Below are 15858 nucleotides of genomic sequence, written 5' to 3' on the forward strand. Positions count from 1 at the left end.
GTATAGAGCATTCTAAAACCAAGTCCAACTATATTCGTAAATCTGTTTTAAAATTTTGTCATAACGAGGGGTGGGTTAGGGGGATCTTTAGCAGCGCCTCTTTTATAGATGTAAAAAATCTCCCTACTGGGTCCTACTTAGTGGTAACGGGTGTTTCAGCAGTATACATAGGTTTCCGCTTTAAAAAGTCACCCAGTCTAGCCCGTTATATTTCCTACATACAAAAAGGTTACAGTCGTTTCATGAACTTATTTTTACGCTCAGGTGCAGAAAATTAGGTCATATGCCCATACATAACTGTCTTCCCGACATATGATGGGATTGTAGTTACAAACCACAAGCTTAAGGCTGAAGGAGGAAATAGCAATGGGTGAAAAATGTGATGGGTACGGTTATGGATCTGGATTTGCATTATTAGTAGTGTTATTCGTACTACTTGTAATCGTTGGATGGTCTTACATCTGCTAATGGATTTACCCCAAGTGTTCAGTAAAAGCTGAACACTTTCTTCATTTTATTTTCCATACATAGCATGCTACACTTAAGTCCAAGACAACGTAAAAGGAGGAAAATAGATGTATCCTCGTGCTTATATTGACTACTTGGTTCATTTCCACGGTGATCGGGATTATTTTGAATGCCACGAAATTCTCGAAGAGTTTTGGAAGGAAAAAGAGGCGAAGCATCGCGATCAAGTCTGGGTCGGGTTCATTCAAATCGCCGTTTCCCTCTATCATCAAAGAAGACAAAATTTCAACGGTTCGCTTCGCATGATGAAAGGCGCGATTCGCATTCTTTCAAACCATGAATCAATGCTTTCAACCCTTGGGTTGGATGGGGAGAAACTCCTTCGTATCCTAGCGAAACGTCTAAAAGAGATTTCAGCTCATCAAGCGTATCGAAGTTTGTATCTTCCTATTGTCGATCAAGGCTTGCTTCAACAGTGTGAAGCTCGCAGCCGTGAATGGAATATGGATTGGTGGAAGGATTCTGATTTAAAACTAGAGGCGATTATTCATCGTCACAGCCTTCGAGATCGAAGTGACGTAGTAGCCGCTCGGAAAGAAAGCTTAGAAAAAAAACAAAGCCATAGATAAGCGCTACCGCTTGACTATGGCTTTGTTTTTTATATAATCCGGTCATACATGAGAGCTACTCATGCACCTTTTAAACGCCATTACGCGTCACATTTATCAAAAAAAGACGAAATGTGTTCATTTGGTCTTACTTCTTTATCGGCATAGAGCCTTTTCACTTCTTGCAACATCGCTTTCCCAATCCCTTGGTGACGGTGTGAAGGATTCACACTAAGATGCTGCACTTCAATCATTTGATCGTTGAGATTCGTTACCCCAATTATTCCAATAAGATCATCTTCTTCTTTCCACAAATACAACTGCCAGCCATCATTTTGTTCGTATTCTTTAATCGTCTGCTGAAGTTTTTTTAAATCTTTTTCTGTCGGCATAAAAGAAAGAAGTCCCATTGCAATCTTTTCATAATTCCGTTTGTAGCGAATAAGCATAACATTCTCCCTCGTTATCGGATATCTGAAACTTTTTATGAATCATTTCCAACTAAATATGTAGGCGACCTTACCCTCTAACACCTATACACGGATTTTTCTACACAGCTCTTGTACAATCTTCTCTATGATACAAAATTTAGATAGCAAGATCAACATAAGAACGTATATTCCTATATATTTTATAAGAAATAGCGCGCCGATTTCAAGAAAGCACCCGTTATGTTAGAAATACCCAATATACAATTCCCCAAATCAAACTAAGACTAACTAGACTACCAAACAAAATTAGATTTTGCTTGTTCATTTTCTCCCCCCTTATCTCATAATTATAAGGCAGTAAAAAATGATTGAACATGCTCCACGTCCAATAGACGAAAAACGGTCACAAATTCCACGTTTGTGGAACCTGTGACCGTTTTTAACACTTTCAGGAAGCATAGATTATTCTGCGTCCCAAACCTTTACTTCTTTCATTGTATCGCCATTACGCATACGAAGAACAGAATCAAGACCTTCTGTTACTTTTCCGAATACTGTATGAACACCATTTAAATGTGGTTGTGGCTCATGAACGATGAAGAATTGACTTCCACCCGTATTTTTTCCAGCATGTGCCATTGAGAAAGAACCTGCTTCGTGCTTGTGAGGATTTCCTTCTGTTTCACAGTCAATTGTGTAACCAGGGCCACCTGCACCTGTTCCTGTTGGATCTCCACCTTGAGAAACGAATCCAGGAATTACACGGTGAAATGTAACACCGTTGTAGAAGCCAGAGTTTGCAAGCTTTTCAAAGTTTGCTACTGTATTTGGTGCTTCGTTCGGATATAAATCAAATTCAATCTTTTCGCCAGTTTCCATAAGGATATAACCTTTTTTAGTCATTATGTATCCTCCTCATCATATAATCCTTTCTATATTAGCATCTCTTTGGCCAAATAAAAAGTCCAACCACTCGAGCAACAGTATTTTCCATATTTTTCACATCATTTTCCCAAAAAAATTTGGTTTGATAAAGCGGTGCCATATCTCTAATTCCATGGTAAAGCTTCTAGCCTCTTTAAAGGAGCGTCTGCGTAAGAATTTTATGTGAAACGAAACTTTTTAAAATCATTTTTCGTCTTATTAGTGCGTTCATGCTCTGTACGCATAATTGACAAAAATGTAAAGAATGTGCATGATGGTCATGTGAAGGAGGTCGTAAATAGTACGATGAAAAAGATAATTAATTCACTATTAATAATAGGACTGTTGCTAAGTGTTCCGGTTGTAAGCTTTGCAGATGCTGCCGTAGGTGACACAATTGTAACGCTTGGACAAGATTTAAAACCTCAAGATAAAGAAAAGGTGTTAAATGACCTTGGGGCAAGTACTGATGATCAAACCGTTACCGTAACAAACGCTGAAGAATATAAATATTTAGGTGATTTTATTCCGAAAGCACAAATCGGCTCTAAATCCATTTCCTCCGCTAGTATCACATTAGAGGAAAAAGATTCTGGTATTCGCGTAGAAACGAATAACATCGAGTGGGTTACAGACGAAATGTATACGAATGCGCTTATGACGGCTGGTATTAAGGATGCAACGATTAAAATTACAGCTCCTTTTAAAGTATCTGGAACCGCTGCATTGACGGGGATTATGAAAGCTTACGAGATTCAAACTGATAAGAAGATTCCTGAAGAAGTAAAAAAAGCGGCCAACGAAGAAATGGTACAAACAGCGAAGCTAGGTGATTCTGTTGGACCAGAAAAAGCGGCAGCTCTCATGGCAAAAATCAAAGAAGGCATCGCTAAAGAAAAACCGGAAAACAAATCGGACCTTCGCGAGTTAATCAAACGCGCAGCGGATGAGTTAGGTATTACGCTAACAGATTCTGAGCTTAATTCTTTAGTAGAGTTATTTAATAAATTAAAAGATATGAATATTGATTGGGGCCAAGTGAAAGACCAACTTTCCGCAACAAAAGAAAAGGTGACAACGTTCCTTCAGTCTGAAGAAGGACAGTCGTTTCTTGATAAACTAAAACGTTTCTTTATCAGCATTATTGACTTTATTAAATCATTATTCTCATAAATAGAAAAAGGAGCTCAGCAATCACGCAGAGCTCCTTTTTTCTTTTTATGATTTTTTCACTTTTACTTTGTAGCTTAAATCATTACGAACAAGATCTTCATATGTTTCGCGCTTAATCACCAACTGCGCATCGCCATCTTCGACAAACACAACGGCAGGCTTAGTTAAACGGTTATAATGACTTGCCATGGCATATCCATAAGCACCTGTACAGAATACGGCTAATAAATCATTAGGCTTCGCTGCCGGAAGTGGAATATCCCAAATTAGCATATCTCCTGACTCACAGCATTTGCCAGCAATGGAGACAACGTCTTTGTTCGGTTCATTGGCCTTGTTGGCAAGCACCGCTTCATATTTCGCCTGATAAAGCGCTGGACGAATGTTATCACTCATTCCCCCGTCAATGGATAAATACTCACGAATGTCAGGAACGCTTTTACGTGCGCCCACTTCATAAAGCGTTGTACCGGCATCCCCAACAAGTGAACGACCAGGCTCAATCCAGATTTCAGGGAATGGAATATCAAGTAGTGCAACCTGCTGCTTTACTTCATTAATGATAACATCCACGTATTGAGAAACAGGAATTGGCGTGTCTTCTTCGGTATAGCGAATGCCAAATCCGCCTCCCAAGTTGACGACTTCAGGAATGAAATCTATGTTCTCTTTCCATTCTTTAATTTTTGTGAACAGCTTTTGAATGGCCATAACAAATCCGGTTGTTTCAAAAATCTGTGATCCGATATGACAGTGAATGCCTAACAGGTGGAAGCGGTCATCCTCGCGAACACGCTTAATGGCTTCATCAGCCTGACCATTTTGCAAGCCGAATCCAAATTTTGAATCCTCTTGTCCTGTCGTAATGTAGTCGTGTGTATGTGCTTCTACCCCAGGTGTTAAACGTAACAGAACGGGAATTTTACCTTTAGCATGTGAGGAAACTTCTTTTAACAACTCAATTTCATAAAAGTTATCGACCACAATACAGCCGATGTTTTCTTGTAGAGCCATTTCAAGCTCTGCTTTGCTTTTATTATTACCATGGAAATGGATTTTTTCTTTTGGAAATCCGGCTTTAAGCGCCGTGTATAGTTCTCCACCTGAAACAACGTCTAATGATAGACCTTCGTCATGAACGAGCTGGACCATTGCCACACTTGAGAATGCTTTGCTTGCATAGGCAACTTGTGCTTTTACGTGATGCTTCTCAAACGTCTCCTTGAACTGGCGAGCCTTTTGACGAATTAATGCTACGTCATATACATACAACGGTGTGCCGAACTGTTTCGCTAAGCGAACCGTATCGACACCCCCAATTTCTAAATGTCCTTCATTATTAATTCTGCTTGTTCCATGTAAAAACATCGCTTTACCTCATTCCCAACTGTATGAAATTATGTAGAAAAAGACAGCTCACCCGTCATTGAGGTGATAACTGTCTTTTTACGTGACCGTTTACTTAATAAAAACAACCTTACCATAGAATAATATTTCTGGCAATTAGAATAGTTCCTTTTTTTCAATATTCGCTTCTATACACTTTTGATTAGTCGCCTTCACGCTTTTTATCTAACGGATGGACGATGCTTGGTCGCATTTTCGCACCTGCAACCGGTGTACGAATAATAATTTGCCACAATGCTTTCATGTTGAATGGAATGAACGGCCATAAGTACGGCGTATTAAGCGATCTTGTACTCGCTAGGAACAAGATATACAACGTCACACCTATTACGAATCCCGGAATGTGGAACAATGCGACCAAAATGGAGAGTGCAAGCCTCGACATTTTGTTTGCTACGCTCAGCTCATAGCTCGGTGTAGCGAACGATCCAATCGCAGCAATGGCGACGTACAAAATAACTTCAGGAACAAATAGTCCCACATCAATTGCAATTTGTCCGATGAGAGCTGCTGCAATTAACCCCATTGCGGTTGATAATGGGGTGGGCGTATGAATGGCGGCCATCCTCAGAAATTCAATTCCGATATCTGCAAAGAAAATCTGCATTACGGTCGGAATGTGTGTATGTTCGTTTGGCCCAATAAAGGCTAGACGCTCTGGTAGGAGCGATGGTTCTAATACAAAGAGAAGCCATAGTGGTAGAAGGTAAATAGATGTTAAAATGCCTAAAAAACGAACCCAACGCACAAACGTACCAACCGCAGCAGATTGACGATATTCTTCTGCATGCTGGACATGATGGAAATAAGTTGTCGGCGTAATGATTACACTTGGTGAGGTATCTGTAATAATAATAACATGTCCCTCTAACAAATGACTTGATGCGATATCTGGTCTTTCCGTGTAGCGAACAAGGGGGAACGGATTGTATCCTTGTTTAATTAAAAATTCCTCAATCGATTTATCAGCCATTGGTAAGCCATCAATATTGATCGCTTCTAGCTCTTGTTTGATGATTTTTACAAGCCCTGGATCTGCTACTCCATTAATATAACCAATACAAACGTCCATTTTTGAACGTTGACCAATTTTCATAATTTCAAAGCGAAGACGACCATCTCGAATTCGTCGACGTGTTAACGCCGTATTGATGATGATATTTTCCGTATACCCGTCTCGCGCTCCACGGATTACCTTTTCAGTGTCTGCTTCTTGCGGCTGTCTTCCTGGATAGGAACGCACATCAATTTCATATCCGATTTCCTCTCCATCAATAAGCACTACAATGAGTCCGGATAAGAACGTATCTCGTGCCTTTTCTAACGTTTTAATCGGATTTACCTGCTGATGAATTAAGCGATTTTCAATAATCTCACGCGCTTTCGCTTTTTCACGTTCATTATCGTTAATCTCAACGAGCTGTTCGACAACCTTGATAATATACGCGCTATCACATAGACCCGTAACATAGTATAGATGGACAGCACGATCTAAAATTTTCAGCTTACGAACGCCAACGTCAAAGCTCGTGATCATACTCGCATTCTTTTTAAACCATTCATCATTATCATCCACCCGCCTAAAAATAGGCGTTTGATCATAGGATTCATATGTCATAAAAACCGCTCCTTTCTAAAATGATTTGTACGGCTTGCTCGGTGATCGGACACCCTGCTTGTAAGTCATCGTAGCGCCCCATTTTCCCAATATCGCCGATTCCGACGATGATTGGAATATTTAGCTGATCTAAGCTGTAAACCGTGTCACCGTTAATACGGCCACTTTCAAACTCTTCAATTCCATTTTTGTCAACACCGTTTCCGGTTAGCATCCCGAATCGATCAACCGACACATCGACCCTTGTCCACTCGTTTTGATGCGTATTTGAGGCTACCGCTATTGCACCCAGTACTTCAATTTGCTTGTGGGTAGCTACTACTTTCATTGCTCGTTCACCAGGGCCCTCTCCAATAAACCCACAATCGTCAAACATTACAAAAACAGGATCATAGGGGGTTTGTAAAATGTACTGCACCATTTGCATGCCGGATAAATGTGTTGGATTTCCCTGTGACTGAGAAATACAGCGCCCTCCCATTTTTCTAGCAATATGCTCAAGTGTTCGCTGAGCATATTCATCTCCATCGGTTACCAAGATGACCCGTCTTCGCATCATTCTTCTATCCTTTCGGTCTAAAAATAAGAGCCACGATAAAACCAAACAGTATTGCAGAGGAAATACCGGCAGACGTTAACTCGAAAATCCCCATCGCAATACCAATAAATCCGTGTTCGTCTGCCTGTCGCATCGCACCGTGTAAAAGGGAATGTCCAAAGCTTGTAATCGGAACCGTCGCTCCTGCTCCCGCAAATTCAATAAACTTATCGTAAATACCAAAACCGTCTAAAACAGCCCCTACTACGACAAACAAACTCATAACATGTGCGGGTGTTAGATTTGTAAGATCGAACAATAGTTGTCCAACGATACAAATGGCGCCCCCTACAACAAAAGCAATAATATACTCCATCATCCTCTTCCTTTCTACAATGCTTCCATTACTACGCCATGTGCAATGGTCGGAATGGATTCCTTCTGTTGAATCATCGTTGGACTTAAAAGCGCTCCTGTTGCCACGACAAGTACGCGTTTTAAGGAGCCGTTTTTCATCTCGTTTAAGATGTGGCCATATGTAACAACGGCTGAGCAACCACATCCACTTCCTCCTGCAAATACGTTTTGGTCTGGACGGTAAATCATAAGTCCGCAATCATTGTGCACATCCGATAAATCGTAACCTTCGTCTTTTAGAAGCTGTTTCATCACTGGACTACCAACACCTGATAAATCCCCTGTGACAATTAAGTCATAATCATTTGGTGATGTGTTCATATCGATAAAATGCTGTTTGATCGTATCTGCTGCCGCAGGGGCCATTGCAGAGCCCATATCAAATGGATTTTTAATCCCATAGTCTGTTACTCGTCCAATAGTGGCACTTTTAATTCTTACGAGTCCTTTTTCCTTTGAAACAAGAGCTGCTCCTGCGCCTGTGATCGTTGATGTCGCACTGTTAGGCTTTTGCCCGCCATATTCTGTCGGATAGCGAAACTGCCGCTCTGCAGTGGCGTTATGACTGCTTGTTGCCGCAATGATCCGATGGGCGAATCCTCCGTCCACGAGAGCTGCTCCAACCGCTAGTGTTTCCATCGACGTCGAACACGCTCCGAACATACATAAAAAAGGAATTCGGTGGTGCCGTGCAACATAGTTTGCCGTCACGTTTTGGTTCAGTAAATCTCCTGCTAGAAAAATGTTAATGTCGTCATATGTGAGGTTTGCTTTTTGCAAGCACGTATTGACTGATTCGTTCATTAGTCGTCGTTCTGCTAGTTCCCAATTGTCTTCTCCGCAATGAAGATCGTCATGAATCTCATCAAAGCTTCCAGCAAGAGGACCGTCTGCCTCTTTCGGTCCAACAGACGTTCCAGTCGAATTGATATAAATCTCGTTTTCAAATACCCATGATTGTTTTCCAACTAATTTCATTCTCAAAAACCTCCTTGAACACTAGAGTAACTGACTAATCACGTAGCGGATAATTCCAACCACATAAGCTGATAGAGCCCCAAATACGATGACATTTCCGGCTAACTTAAACATGTTTGTTGCGATTCCTAATACAATTCCTTCACTCTTATGCTCAAGTGCTGCACTCGTGATGGAGTTTGCAAATCCTGTAACAGGAACCGCCGATCCCGCCCCGGCAAATTGACCGATTCGATCATACACACCAAACCCTGTTAGTAAAGCTGATAATAAAATAAGTGTTGCAACCGTTGGGTTTCCTACCGTTTGTTCCGTAAAGTTAAAGTATGCTAAATAAAAGTTTTCAATGGCTTGACCTAGCGCACAAATAAATCCACCGACTAAAAAAGCTTTTAAGCAATTTGTCACATAAGGGGTTGGTGGCTGAAATTTTTTGATATTTTTTTGATAGTCATCCTTTAGCTTTTGCTGATTTGATGATTGCTCCATATGAAACGCCTCCTTTTATAATTCAACAAAATAAATCCAGTGAAACAGTGATCCCATTACCTTTCCGAGGACAATAGCCATTAAGAGGATGACAATTTTTTCATCAATACCAATTCGCTTTGCCATAATAGGGAGAACATTCAACACCTCTGTTAAGCCCGCAGCAAGCATGCCAATAAACATTCCGCTTCCCGTTCCTACAATGACAGCAACAAAAAGGGGAAGATGAAGCGAATAGTGATTTAAGCTAAACCACCCTCCACCTACTGCTCCTGCTACTACTCCCCACTCATAGCCTCGAATGTACTTCATTGTCTTCGTCAGCTGCATTAGACGCGGAATGATTCCCAGAACCGTTAAAAACGCAACAAATCCCGATCCGACGGCTAATCCCCCTGCCATTCCAATAAAAACAGTCAGCACCACGCGAATCGTCATGGTTTTTTCTCTACCTTTTCTTGATTTTCGTGCCTGATGACGTACTGATCTAGATCCTGCTGATAATTAAACATTTCCACTTCTAATGGACTTGGTTCTTCGTTAATACGCTTCCGAAATAGGTGATTAAAAAACAAAATCATTCCCATTCCGAGACCAATTGAATACGGAATTTGTAGCAGCAGTGGCTTTTCATCCTCTATACCGGTTAAAATATAAAAAAGCTTTTGGTGCACCTGCTGCATGCTGACATCTTCGTGAAAATTCATAATAGCGAGCGCTGCTCCGATAAATAAAAGCAGCCAAACAAGTACGAAGAAAAAAGGAGAATAGCTTCTCTTTTTCAACAAAACTTCCACAATTGTCTCGGAAGGACCAATCGTTTGAACATCCACATCCGGGTAGTGTTGGTGAATCGTTTGAATAACATTCATCACATCAATAATGACAATGTTTTTGTCGCTCGGAGTGATTTGATAAATATCCTTAGAGGCAATCGATGTTACCAGCCCGTCCTCCCCTACAAGCATGACGAGCTTTTCGATCTTTACAACCTCGTTTGAACGTGCTTGAATGCGATGACGCATTCGTAAATAAATGGTCGGTTGCATCGTGATCACACCTTACTCTTTTCCTTTCTGATTAGTATGAGTTTCCAACTGAGCGATCATACAGCCAGCTTCCATCCATTAATTAACAAAAAGAGAGCAGACGCGATTGCATCTGCTCTCTTTTTGTTAATTTTCACTTTCCATTTGGCTCTTCATATGCTTTAAGATCTTTTTCTCAAGCCGTGACACTTGTACCTGTGAGATGCCGAGTCTTGAGGCCACTTCTGATTGTGTTTGGTCTTTGTAGTATCTTAGGTAAACAATTAAGCGTTCACGTTCGTCAAGTCCATCAATTGCTTCTTTCAACGCCATTTTATCAAACCACTTGGTTTCATTTTGATCGGCAATTTGATCAAGCAATGTGATCGGATCGCCATCGTTCTCGTACACCGTTTCATGAATGGATGATGGTGCACGGTTCGCTTCCTGAGCCATTACGACTTCCTCTGGGGTGATGTCTAGAAATTCTGCTACTTCAATAATGGTAGGAACACGGCCTAACGTTTTGGAGAGCTCATCCTTTGCTTTTCGAATTTTGTTGCTCATTTCTTTTAGGGACCTGCTCACTTTTACTGTCCCATCATCTCGAATAAAGCGCTGAATTTCTCCAATAATCATTGGGACCGCATAGGTCGAAAATTTCACGTCATACGACAAATCAAATTTATCGACCGACTTTAAAAGCCCTATACTCCCAATTTGAAACAGGTCGTCTGGTTCGTAGCCTCGATTTAAAAACCGCTGCACGACAGACCAAACGAGTCGCATATTTTTCTCGACAATTAAATCTCTTGCCCCTTGATCTCCTTGCTGACTTCGCTTAATCAGTGCTTTTACCTCAAAATCCTTTAGATAGCTTTCCGACTTATCATTTTTGACCTCCACATCCATCGGCAGATCTCCTTAATTGCACAAAGCTTTGCTTTTTGATAAGTGCTTTTTTAAGTGCAGTGTCGTTCCCGTTGCAGCGGAGGATTCAATGTGACATTCGTCCATAAAATTCTCCATAATGGTAAAGCCCATTCCTGATCGCTCTAAATCAGGCTTGGTCGTAAACAAAGGCTGCTTTGCCTCTTCAACATCTTCAATTCCTACGCCATGATCTTTAATTAAAATCTCCACGACGCCTTCGTCTGTTAAATACGCCGAAATATACACCATGCCATCCGGACTGTTTTCATATCCGTGAATGATGGCGTTCGTTACGGCTTCTGATACGACCGTTTTAATTTCAGTCAGTTCATCCATGGTGGGGTCTAACTGAGCAACAAATGCCGCTACGGTTACACGAGCAAATGACTCGTTTTGACTAAGCGACGAAAATTGGATGTGCATTTCATTTTTCATTATGCCACCCCCAACTTTTGAAGCGCGTGTGACTCATCTTGCTCTAGTCCAATAATTTTAAAGAGGCCGGACATATCAAACAGTCGCTGAATAGCAATTGGAATCGAACAAACGACCATTTCGCCACCGCTATTTTTGATTTGCTTGTATCGACCTAAAATGACTCCAAGACCTGAGCTGTCCATAAACGTCAAATGTTCCAAATTTAACACCATATGTTGAACCCATTCTTTTTCTAAAACGGCCGTAATTTCTTTTCGTAAGTAATCTGCTGTGTGATGATCTAACTCTCCACCTAATCTTGCTAATAACACACCTTGTTTAACTTCAAGCTTAACAGAAAGACTCAATCCACTTACCTCCCTGTATTCAATCGTATAGTGTGTGTTTCGCTAGGTGAAGACGATTATCCTTCTATATGACAAAACTAGAATTATTTCGTCAAAATTAGTGGTTATTAAGACGAGTGATTGAACATACCCATTGTCCGCTTAAATAAATGCCACCACGACGCTTCTTTCACATTTCCTTGTGACACAAGCGGAGATTGGCTGACAACTTGACCCTTTTTCTTAATAATCAGCATCCCGACTTCTTCGCCCTTTTGAATAGGCGCTTTCAGGTCCTGATTCATTTTTACTTCCGTGGTCACGTCTTTTGTCGACGCACCTTTTTTCGTTAAAATCGAAATAGGCTCTGATGTCACCACATTTACTTTCTTTTGGTCACCTTTGCTTACGCTTGCTTTTACAATCAGCGCATTACGTTTATAAAGAGGCTTTGTTTGATACTGATTGAACGCGTAATCAAGCATCTGAGTAACTTGAGTATTTCGTTCTTTAGGCGTTTCTGCTCCAAACACAACCGCAATGACGCGCATGTTTCCTTTTTTCGCTGTAGCTGTTAAGCAGTACTTCGCTTCACCTGTGAATCCAGTTTTCACCCCGTCAACACCTTGATAAAACTTCACTAATCGGTTTGTGTTCACAAGCCAGAATTTTTTATCGGTATTTTGACGAAGATAATCTTCGTATTTTCCTGTATAGTTGGTGATTTGATCATATTTCAAGAGCTCTTTTGCCATCATTGCCATGTCATAAGCCGTACTGTAATGATCTTTTACAGGTAAGCCTGTTGGATTGGCAAAATGCGTGTTCTTTAATCCTAATTGTTTTGCTTTTTTGTTCATCATCGCAACGAACGCTTTTTCAGATCCGGCGAGATGCTCGGCCATCGCAACAGATGCATCGTTGCCAGAACCAATCGCAATTCCTTTTAGCATATCGTTAACGGTCATTTCTTCTCCAGGCTCTAAAAAGATTTGTGAACCTCCCATAGAAGCCGCATATTCACTTGCACGTACTTTTTCATTCAGCGTAATCTTCCCTTTATCAAGCGCGTCCATAATTAAGATCATTGTCATAATTTTGGTCATGCTTGCAGGCGGTAACGGCTGTTGGCTATTTTTCTCGAATAAAACTGCTCCCGTATCTCGTTCAATTAAAACTGCTGATCGTGCTTTTGTAGCTAACTCTGCAGATTGACCTTCCGCTGCTGAAACAGGGTGTGAAAAGGTCGGAAACAAAAAGGCGGCTACAATTACAAATGGTAAAAATCGCTTCATTCCCACAAACCTCCATTCTTTATACACCCTATTTTTCCCATTAGTTTTCTCTTTATACTCAACTGGAAATATTTCCTTCATTATAAATAGGTCGCAGATTCGCATATAACGTCCCTTGTGAATCCATCTCAGCATACAGCACCTTCCCGATCCCAACATGATACTGCCTCTCAATCGACATCACGAGGGCTTCCTTTGACTGGTGAAGCGCGCGCAGTGCTTCTTCTACGATGACTCCATCTACTACAACCGCATAACTCAGTTCCTGCTGCTCGGGATTCAACTTGAGATCTTCTGGCGTAACCGGTCTTGCAGCTTCTTTTGAAAGCACAGATAAGTCCCCTCCAAGCTCTAATATGGCGTATTCCACATCAGCAATTCGGAAAAAACCCTGTGAGCGTAGCATGGATAAAAGAGCATAGATGCTCATACGATTCCGCTTCAGTTCCTTCATATTAATTTGTCCTTTGTTAATCACGATGCTTGGCGTAGCATTCAGCCGATAAAACGGCTTCTTTGTAGACAAATAGCTTAATAACACGATGCTAACACCAAGAAGCACCATACTAAACGCGGTTTTAAACGAATCCATTGATACTAACGGCTGTGCCGCTACGTTTGAAACGATAAACAAAATGGCAACTTCATAGGGCGTAAGCTGAGCCACTGATTTTTTCCCGATAAAGCTTGTTACAAGCCACGTACCAATGACAACAATGACAGCTCGTACAATAAAAATACCAATATCAATAAACATAGTTGACTCCTTTTCCGTTCGAATCGTTTGAGATGAATGGTTTCCTAGAATCGTGGGATGAGTGACAACGTATTCCGAAACAGAAGAAGTGACTCTTCTCCCTCACGTTTTACGCCCACTTCGTCATGCTTTGAAACGGAGGATTTCAGCTTACGCAGCGAGATGGTTAATAGACTATGATTCATCGAAGCGGTTTTAATAGACACGGCAATCTTTCCGCGATCCCACTGTTTCTCTACCTTTTCCATCTGCTCTCCTGCTTTTTGCCACTCGTGTCGCTCAGCTTGTTTCATTACCTGCTGTACGTTATCTTCAAACGATGGCGTTTCTTTAAAAAACACGACATACTGCCATGCCCAAATGCCAATATAGATTAGTAATAGGAGTCCCAAAAGTGATAGATTAATCTGTTTTTGTGACAAACTAGTATCCCCCCCTCGATGTTCTTATTCGTATCAGTATAATCGCTTTTAAAACTTGACATACCTCCTGTCACCTATTTACAGAAAAAAGAAGTTGTTATACTATGTTCTTTAGTTGTTGTTCGACTTTGTTGTGCAATACGTGACAAAAATCAACAATTGTTGGGGGTTAATGAAGTGCTTTTCAATTCATTTGAATTTATTTTTGTGTTTTTACCAGTTGTCTTTTTACTCTTTTTCTTATTTAACAAATTTAAGTTGCACCTTGCGACAAAAATTTGGTTATTTATTACCTCCTTGTTTTTTTACGGTTTTTGGAATCCAAGCTACTTGCCAATTATTCTGTTTTCCATTCTTTTTAACAGATTTATAAGCATCATCATTGTAAAGGCTTCCACACCTAAAAAATCAAAGGCTTACTTAACGTTCGGGGTCGTATGTAACATTCTTCTTCTCGGCTACTACAAATACTACGATTTCTTTGTAACGAACATTAATACGGTGTTTAAGACGGATTACACCCTTCTGCACCTTCTTTTACCACTTGGAATAAGCTTTTTCACTTTTCAGCAGATTGGTTATTTAGTAGATACATATCGCGGTGAGACAAAGCAATATTCGTTCCTCGATTATGCGCTATTCGTGACGTTTTTCCCGCAGCTAATCGCAGGGCCGATTGTTCATCATCAGGAGCTTATGCCGCAGTTCCATTCGTTAAAAAAGCGTTTTTTTAATTTTCATAATATCGCGCTTGGCTTTTTTATTTTTTCCGTTGGATTATTTAAAAAAGTAATGATTGCGGATAGCCTAGCAAAATGGGCCAATAAAGGGTTTCTAAACTTTGATTCGCTCACAACGATTGATTCTTGGATCACATCGCTAAGCTACACGTTTCAGCTATATTTTGATTTTAGCGGCTATTCTGATATGGCGATTGGGATTGCCTTACTCTTTAATATCACGCTACCAATTAACTTTAATTCGCCATACAAAGCCCGAAACATTCAAGATTTCTGGCGCAGATGGCATATTACCTTAAGCCGATTTTTAACTCAGTACATTTATATTCCGCTCGGTGGAAGCCGAAAAGGAAATGCACGTACATACGTAAACATCATGATTATTTTCTTAGTTAGCGGTTTTTGGCACGGAGCGGGGTGGACCTTTATTATATGGGGCGCTTTACACGGCATCGCCTCTGTTATTTGCCGTTTTTGGGGCAAGCTTCCTGTTACGCTACCGAAGCTTTTATCATGGTTCATTACGTTTCAGTTTATTAATGCAACATGGGTATTCTTCCGAGCACCTGACGTTGCAACGGCCATGTCGATTTTAAAAACGATGTTTAATATTCCGGCTTGGTTTCATCAGCCTGTTCAAGCTTTCAAAGAAAAAATGGTCCTATTTGGGAATATCGACATTGCGTGGGATACGATCTGGCTTGTTGTTGGCTGCTTCTTATTAGTCGTCGTGACGAAAAATTCACATCAGCTCAAGGATAAGTTCAAGCCGCACTTTTTAACGGTGCTATTCGTCTGTGCCCTACTGCTCTATTCACTTGTGAACATTACAAACATCAGTGAATTTTTATACTTTAACTTTTGAGGT

20 protein-coding genes are annotated in these 15858 nt (G+C 40.7%); 4 read left to right on the top strand and 16 right to left on the bottom strand.

All coding sequences use genetic code 11. The annotated features are described in order from the left end of the window. The first annotated feature begins 366 nt into the window (after positions 1-366). Both IE339_RS18195 and IE339_RS18200 read left to right on the top strand, forming a co-directional pair. A complete protein-coding gene (locus tag IE339_RS18195) occupies positions 367-468 on the top strand; it encodes a YjcZ family sporulation protein (RefSeq protein WP_083446568.1) in 102 nt (33 codons plus the stop codon). Positions 469-575: 107 nt separating this feature from the next. Further along, the gene (locus IE339_RS18200; protein ID WP_242169849.1) at positions 576-1097 is read left to right on the top strand and encodes a DUF309 domain-containing protein; all 522 of its coding nucleotides are present in this window, start codon (positions 576-578) and stop codon (positions 1095-1097) included. Between the two features lie 80 nt (positions 1098-1177). Here IE339_RS18200 and IE339_RS18205 read toward each other — a convergent pair whose 3' ends face one another. Continuing rightward, the gene (locus tag IE339_RS18205) at positions 1178-1525 is read right to left on the bottom strand and encodes a GNAT family N-acetyltransferase (RefSeq protein ID WP_053402256.1); all 348 of its coding nucleotides are present in this window, start codon (positions 1523-1525) and stop codon (positions 1178-1180) included. Between the two features lie 444 nt (positions 1526-1969). After that, on the bottom strand, positions 1970-2410 hold the full coding sequence (locus tag IE339_RS18210) for a peptidylprolyl isomerase (protein ID WP_053402255.1): 441 nt from the start codon (positions 2408-2410) through the stop codon (positions 1970-1972). Between the two features lie 327 nt (positions 2411-2737). On the opposite strand from IE339_RS18210, the gene IE339_RS18215 reads away from it, so the two are divergent. Continuing rightward, positions 2738-3604, top strand: a complete 867-nt coding sequence (locus IE339_RS18215) for a DUF1002 domain-containing protein (protein ID WP_242169851.1) — start codon at positions 2738-2740, stop codon at positions 3602-3604. Positions 3605-3649: 45 nt separating this feature from the next. On the opposite strand, the gene lysA is transcribed toward IE339_RS18215, so the two are convergent. The 14 genes from lysA to IE339_RS18285 all read right to left on the bottom strand — a co-directional run bounded on the left by lysA (position 3650) and on the right by IE339_RS18285 (position 14250). Continuing rightward, positions 3650-4972, bottom strand: a complete 1323-nt coding sequence (lysA, locus tag IE339_RS18220; protein WP_242169855.1) for a diaminopimelate decarboxylase — start codon at positions 4970-4972, stop codon at positions 3650-3652. A 181-nt stretch (positions 4973-5153) separates the two neighbouring features. Then, entirely contained in the window at positions 5154-6629 is a 1476-nt protein-coding gene (locus tag IE339_RS18225; protein WP_242169858.1) for a spore germination protein, read from the bottom strand. After that, on the bottom strand, positions 6619-7185 hold the full coding sequence (locus IE339_RS18230) for a stage V sporulation protein SpoVABEA (RefSeq protein ID WP_242176234.1): 567 nt from the start codon (positions 7183-7185) through the stop codon (positions 6619-6621). The genes IE339_RS18225 and IE339_RS18230 overlap by 11 nt, the downstream gene beginning before the upstream one ends. 7 nt (positions 7186-7192) lie before the next feature. Next, entirely contained in the window at positions 7193-7543 is a 351-nt protein-coding gene (gene spoVAE / locus IE339_RS18235) for a stage V sporulation protein AE (protein ID WP_242176235.1), read from the bottom strand. Positions 7544-7557: 14 nt separating this feature from the next. Then, positions 7558-8562, bottom strand: a complete 1005-nt coding sequence (spoVAD, locus tag IE339_RS18240; protein ID WP_242169861.1) for a stage V sporulation protein AD — start codon at positions 8560-8562, stop codon at positions 7558-7560. Positions 8563-8583: 21 nt separating this feature from the next. Continuing rightward, a complete protein-coding gene (spoVAC, locus tag IE339_RS18245; RefSeq protein ID WP_242169864.1) occupies positions 8584-9051 on the bottom strand; it encodes a stage V sporulation protein AC in 468 nt (155 codons plus the stop codon). A 15-nt stretch (positions 9052-9066) separates the two neighbouring features. After that, positions 9067-9489: a stage V sporulation protein AB gene (locus IE339_RS18250; protein ID WP_053402247.1), complete on the bottom strand. Its 423-nt coding sequence runs from the start codon at positions 9487-9489 to the stop codon at positions 9067-9069. Then, positions 9486-10100 (bottom strand): stage V sporulation protein AA, encoded by a 615-nt coding sequence (locus IE339_RS18255; RefSeq protein ID WP_242169867.1) that lies wholly within the window; start codon positions 10098-10100, stop codon positions 9486-9488. Before IE339_RS18255 ends, IE339_RS18250 begins: the two co-directional genes overlap by 4 nt. Positions 10101-10226: 126 nt before the next feature. Further along, positions 10227-10991, bottom strand: coding sequence for an RNA polymerase sporulation sigma factor SigF (gene sigF / locus IE339_RS18260; RefSeq protein WP_053402245.1), 765 nt, complete (start codon positions 10989-10991; stop codon positions 10227-10229). A gap of 12 nt (positions 10992-11003) precedes the next feature. Further along, entirely contained in the window at positions 11004-11447 is a 444-nt protein-coding gene (gene spoIIAB, locus IE339_RS18265) for an anti-sigma F factor (protein ID WP_242169869.1), read from the bottom strand. Further along, entirely contained in the window at positions 11447-11797 is a 351-nt protein-coding gene (gene spoIIAA, locus IE339_RS18270) for an anti-sigma F factor antagonist (protein WP_242169871.1), read from the bottom strand. The genes spoIIAB and spoIIAA overlap by 1 nt, the downstream gene beginning before the upstream one ends. 107 nt (positions 11798-11904) lie before the next feature. Further along, the gene (locus tag IE339_RS18275; protein WP_242169873.1) at positions 11905-13071 is read right to left on the bottom strand and encodes a D-alanyl-D-alanine carboxypeptidase family protein; all 1167 of its coding nucleotides are present in this window, start codon (positions 13069-13071) and stop codon (positions 11905-11907) included. Between the two features lie 58 nt (positions 13072-13129). Beyond that, entirely contained in the window at positions 13130-13828 is a 699-nt protein-coding gene (locus IE339_RS18280) for a DUF421 domain-containing protein (protein WP_242169875.1), read from the bottom strand. Positions 13829-13872: 44 nt separating this feature from the next. Next, positions 13873-14250 carry a DUF4363 family protein gene (locus IE339_RS18285; protein ID WP_242169877.1) on the bottom strand — a complete coding sequence of 126 codons (378 nt, stop codon included), beginning with the start codon at positions 14248-14250 and terminating at the stop codon, positions 13873-13875. A gap of 177 nt (positions 14251-14427) precedes the next feature. Here IE339_RS18285 and IE339_RS18290 point away from each other — a divergent pair, with 177 nt between their 5' ends. Next, entirely contained in the window at positions 14428-15855 is a 1428-nt protein-coding gene (locus tag IE339_RS18290; protein ID WP_242169879.1) for an MBOAT family O-acyltransferase, read from the top strand. Positions 15856-15858: the final 3 nt, after the last annotated feature.

It is taken from the genome of Priestia koreensis (assembly GCF_022646885.1).
In the GTDB taxonomy this organism is placed as follows: Bacteria; Bacillota; Bacilli; order Bacillales; family Bacillaceae_H; genus Bacillus_AG; species Bacillus_AG koreensis_A.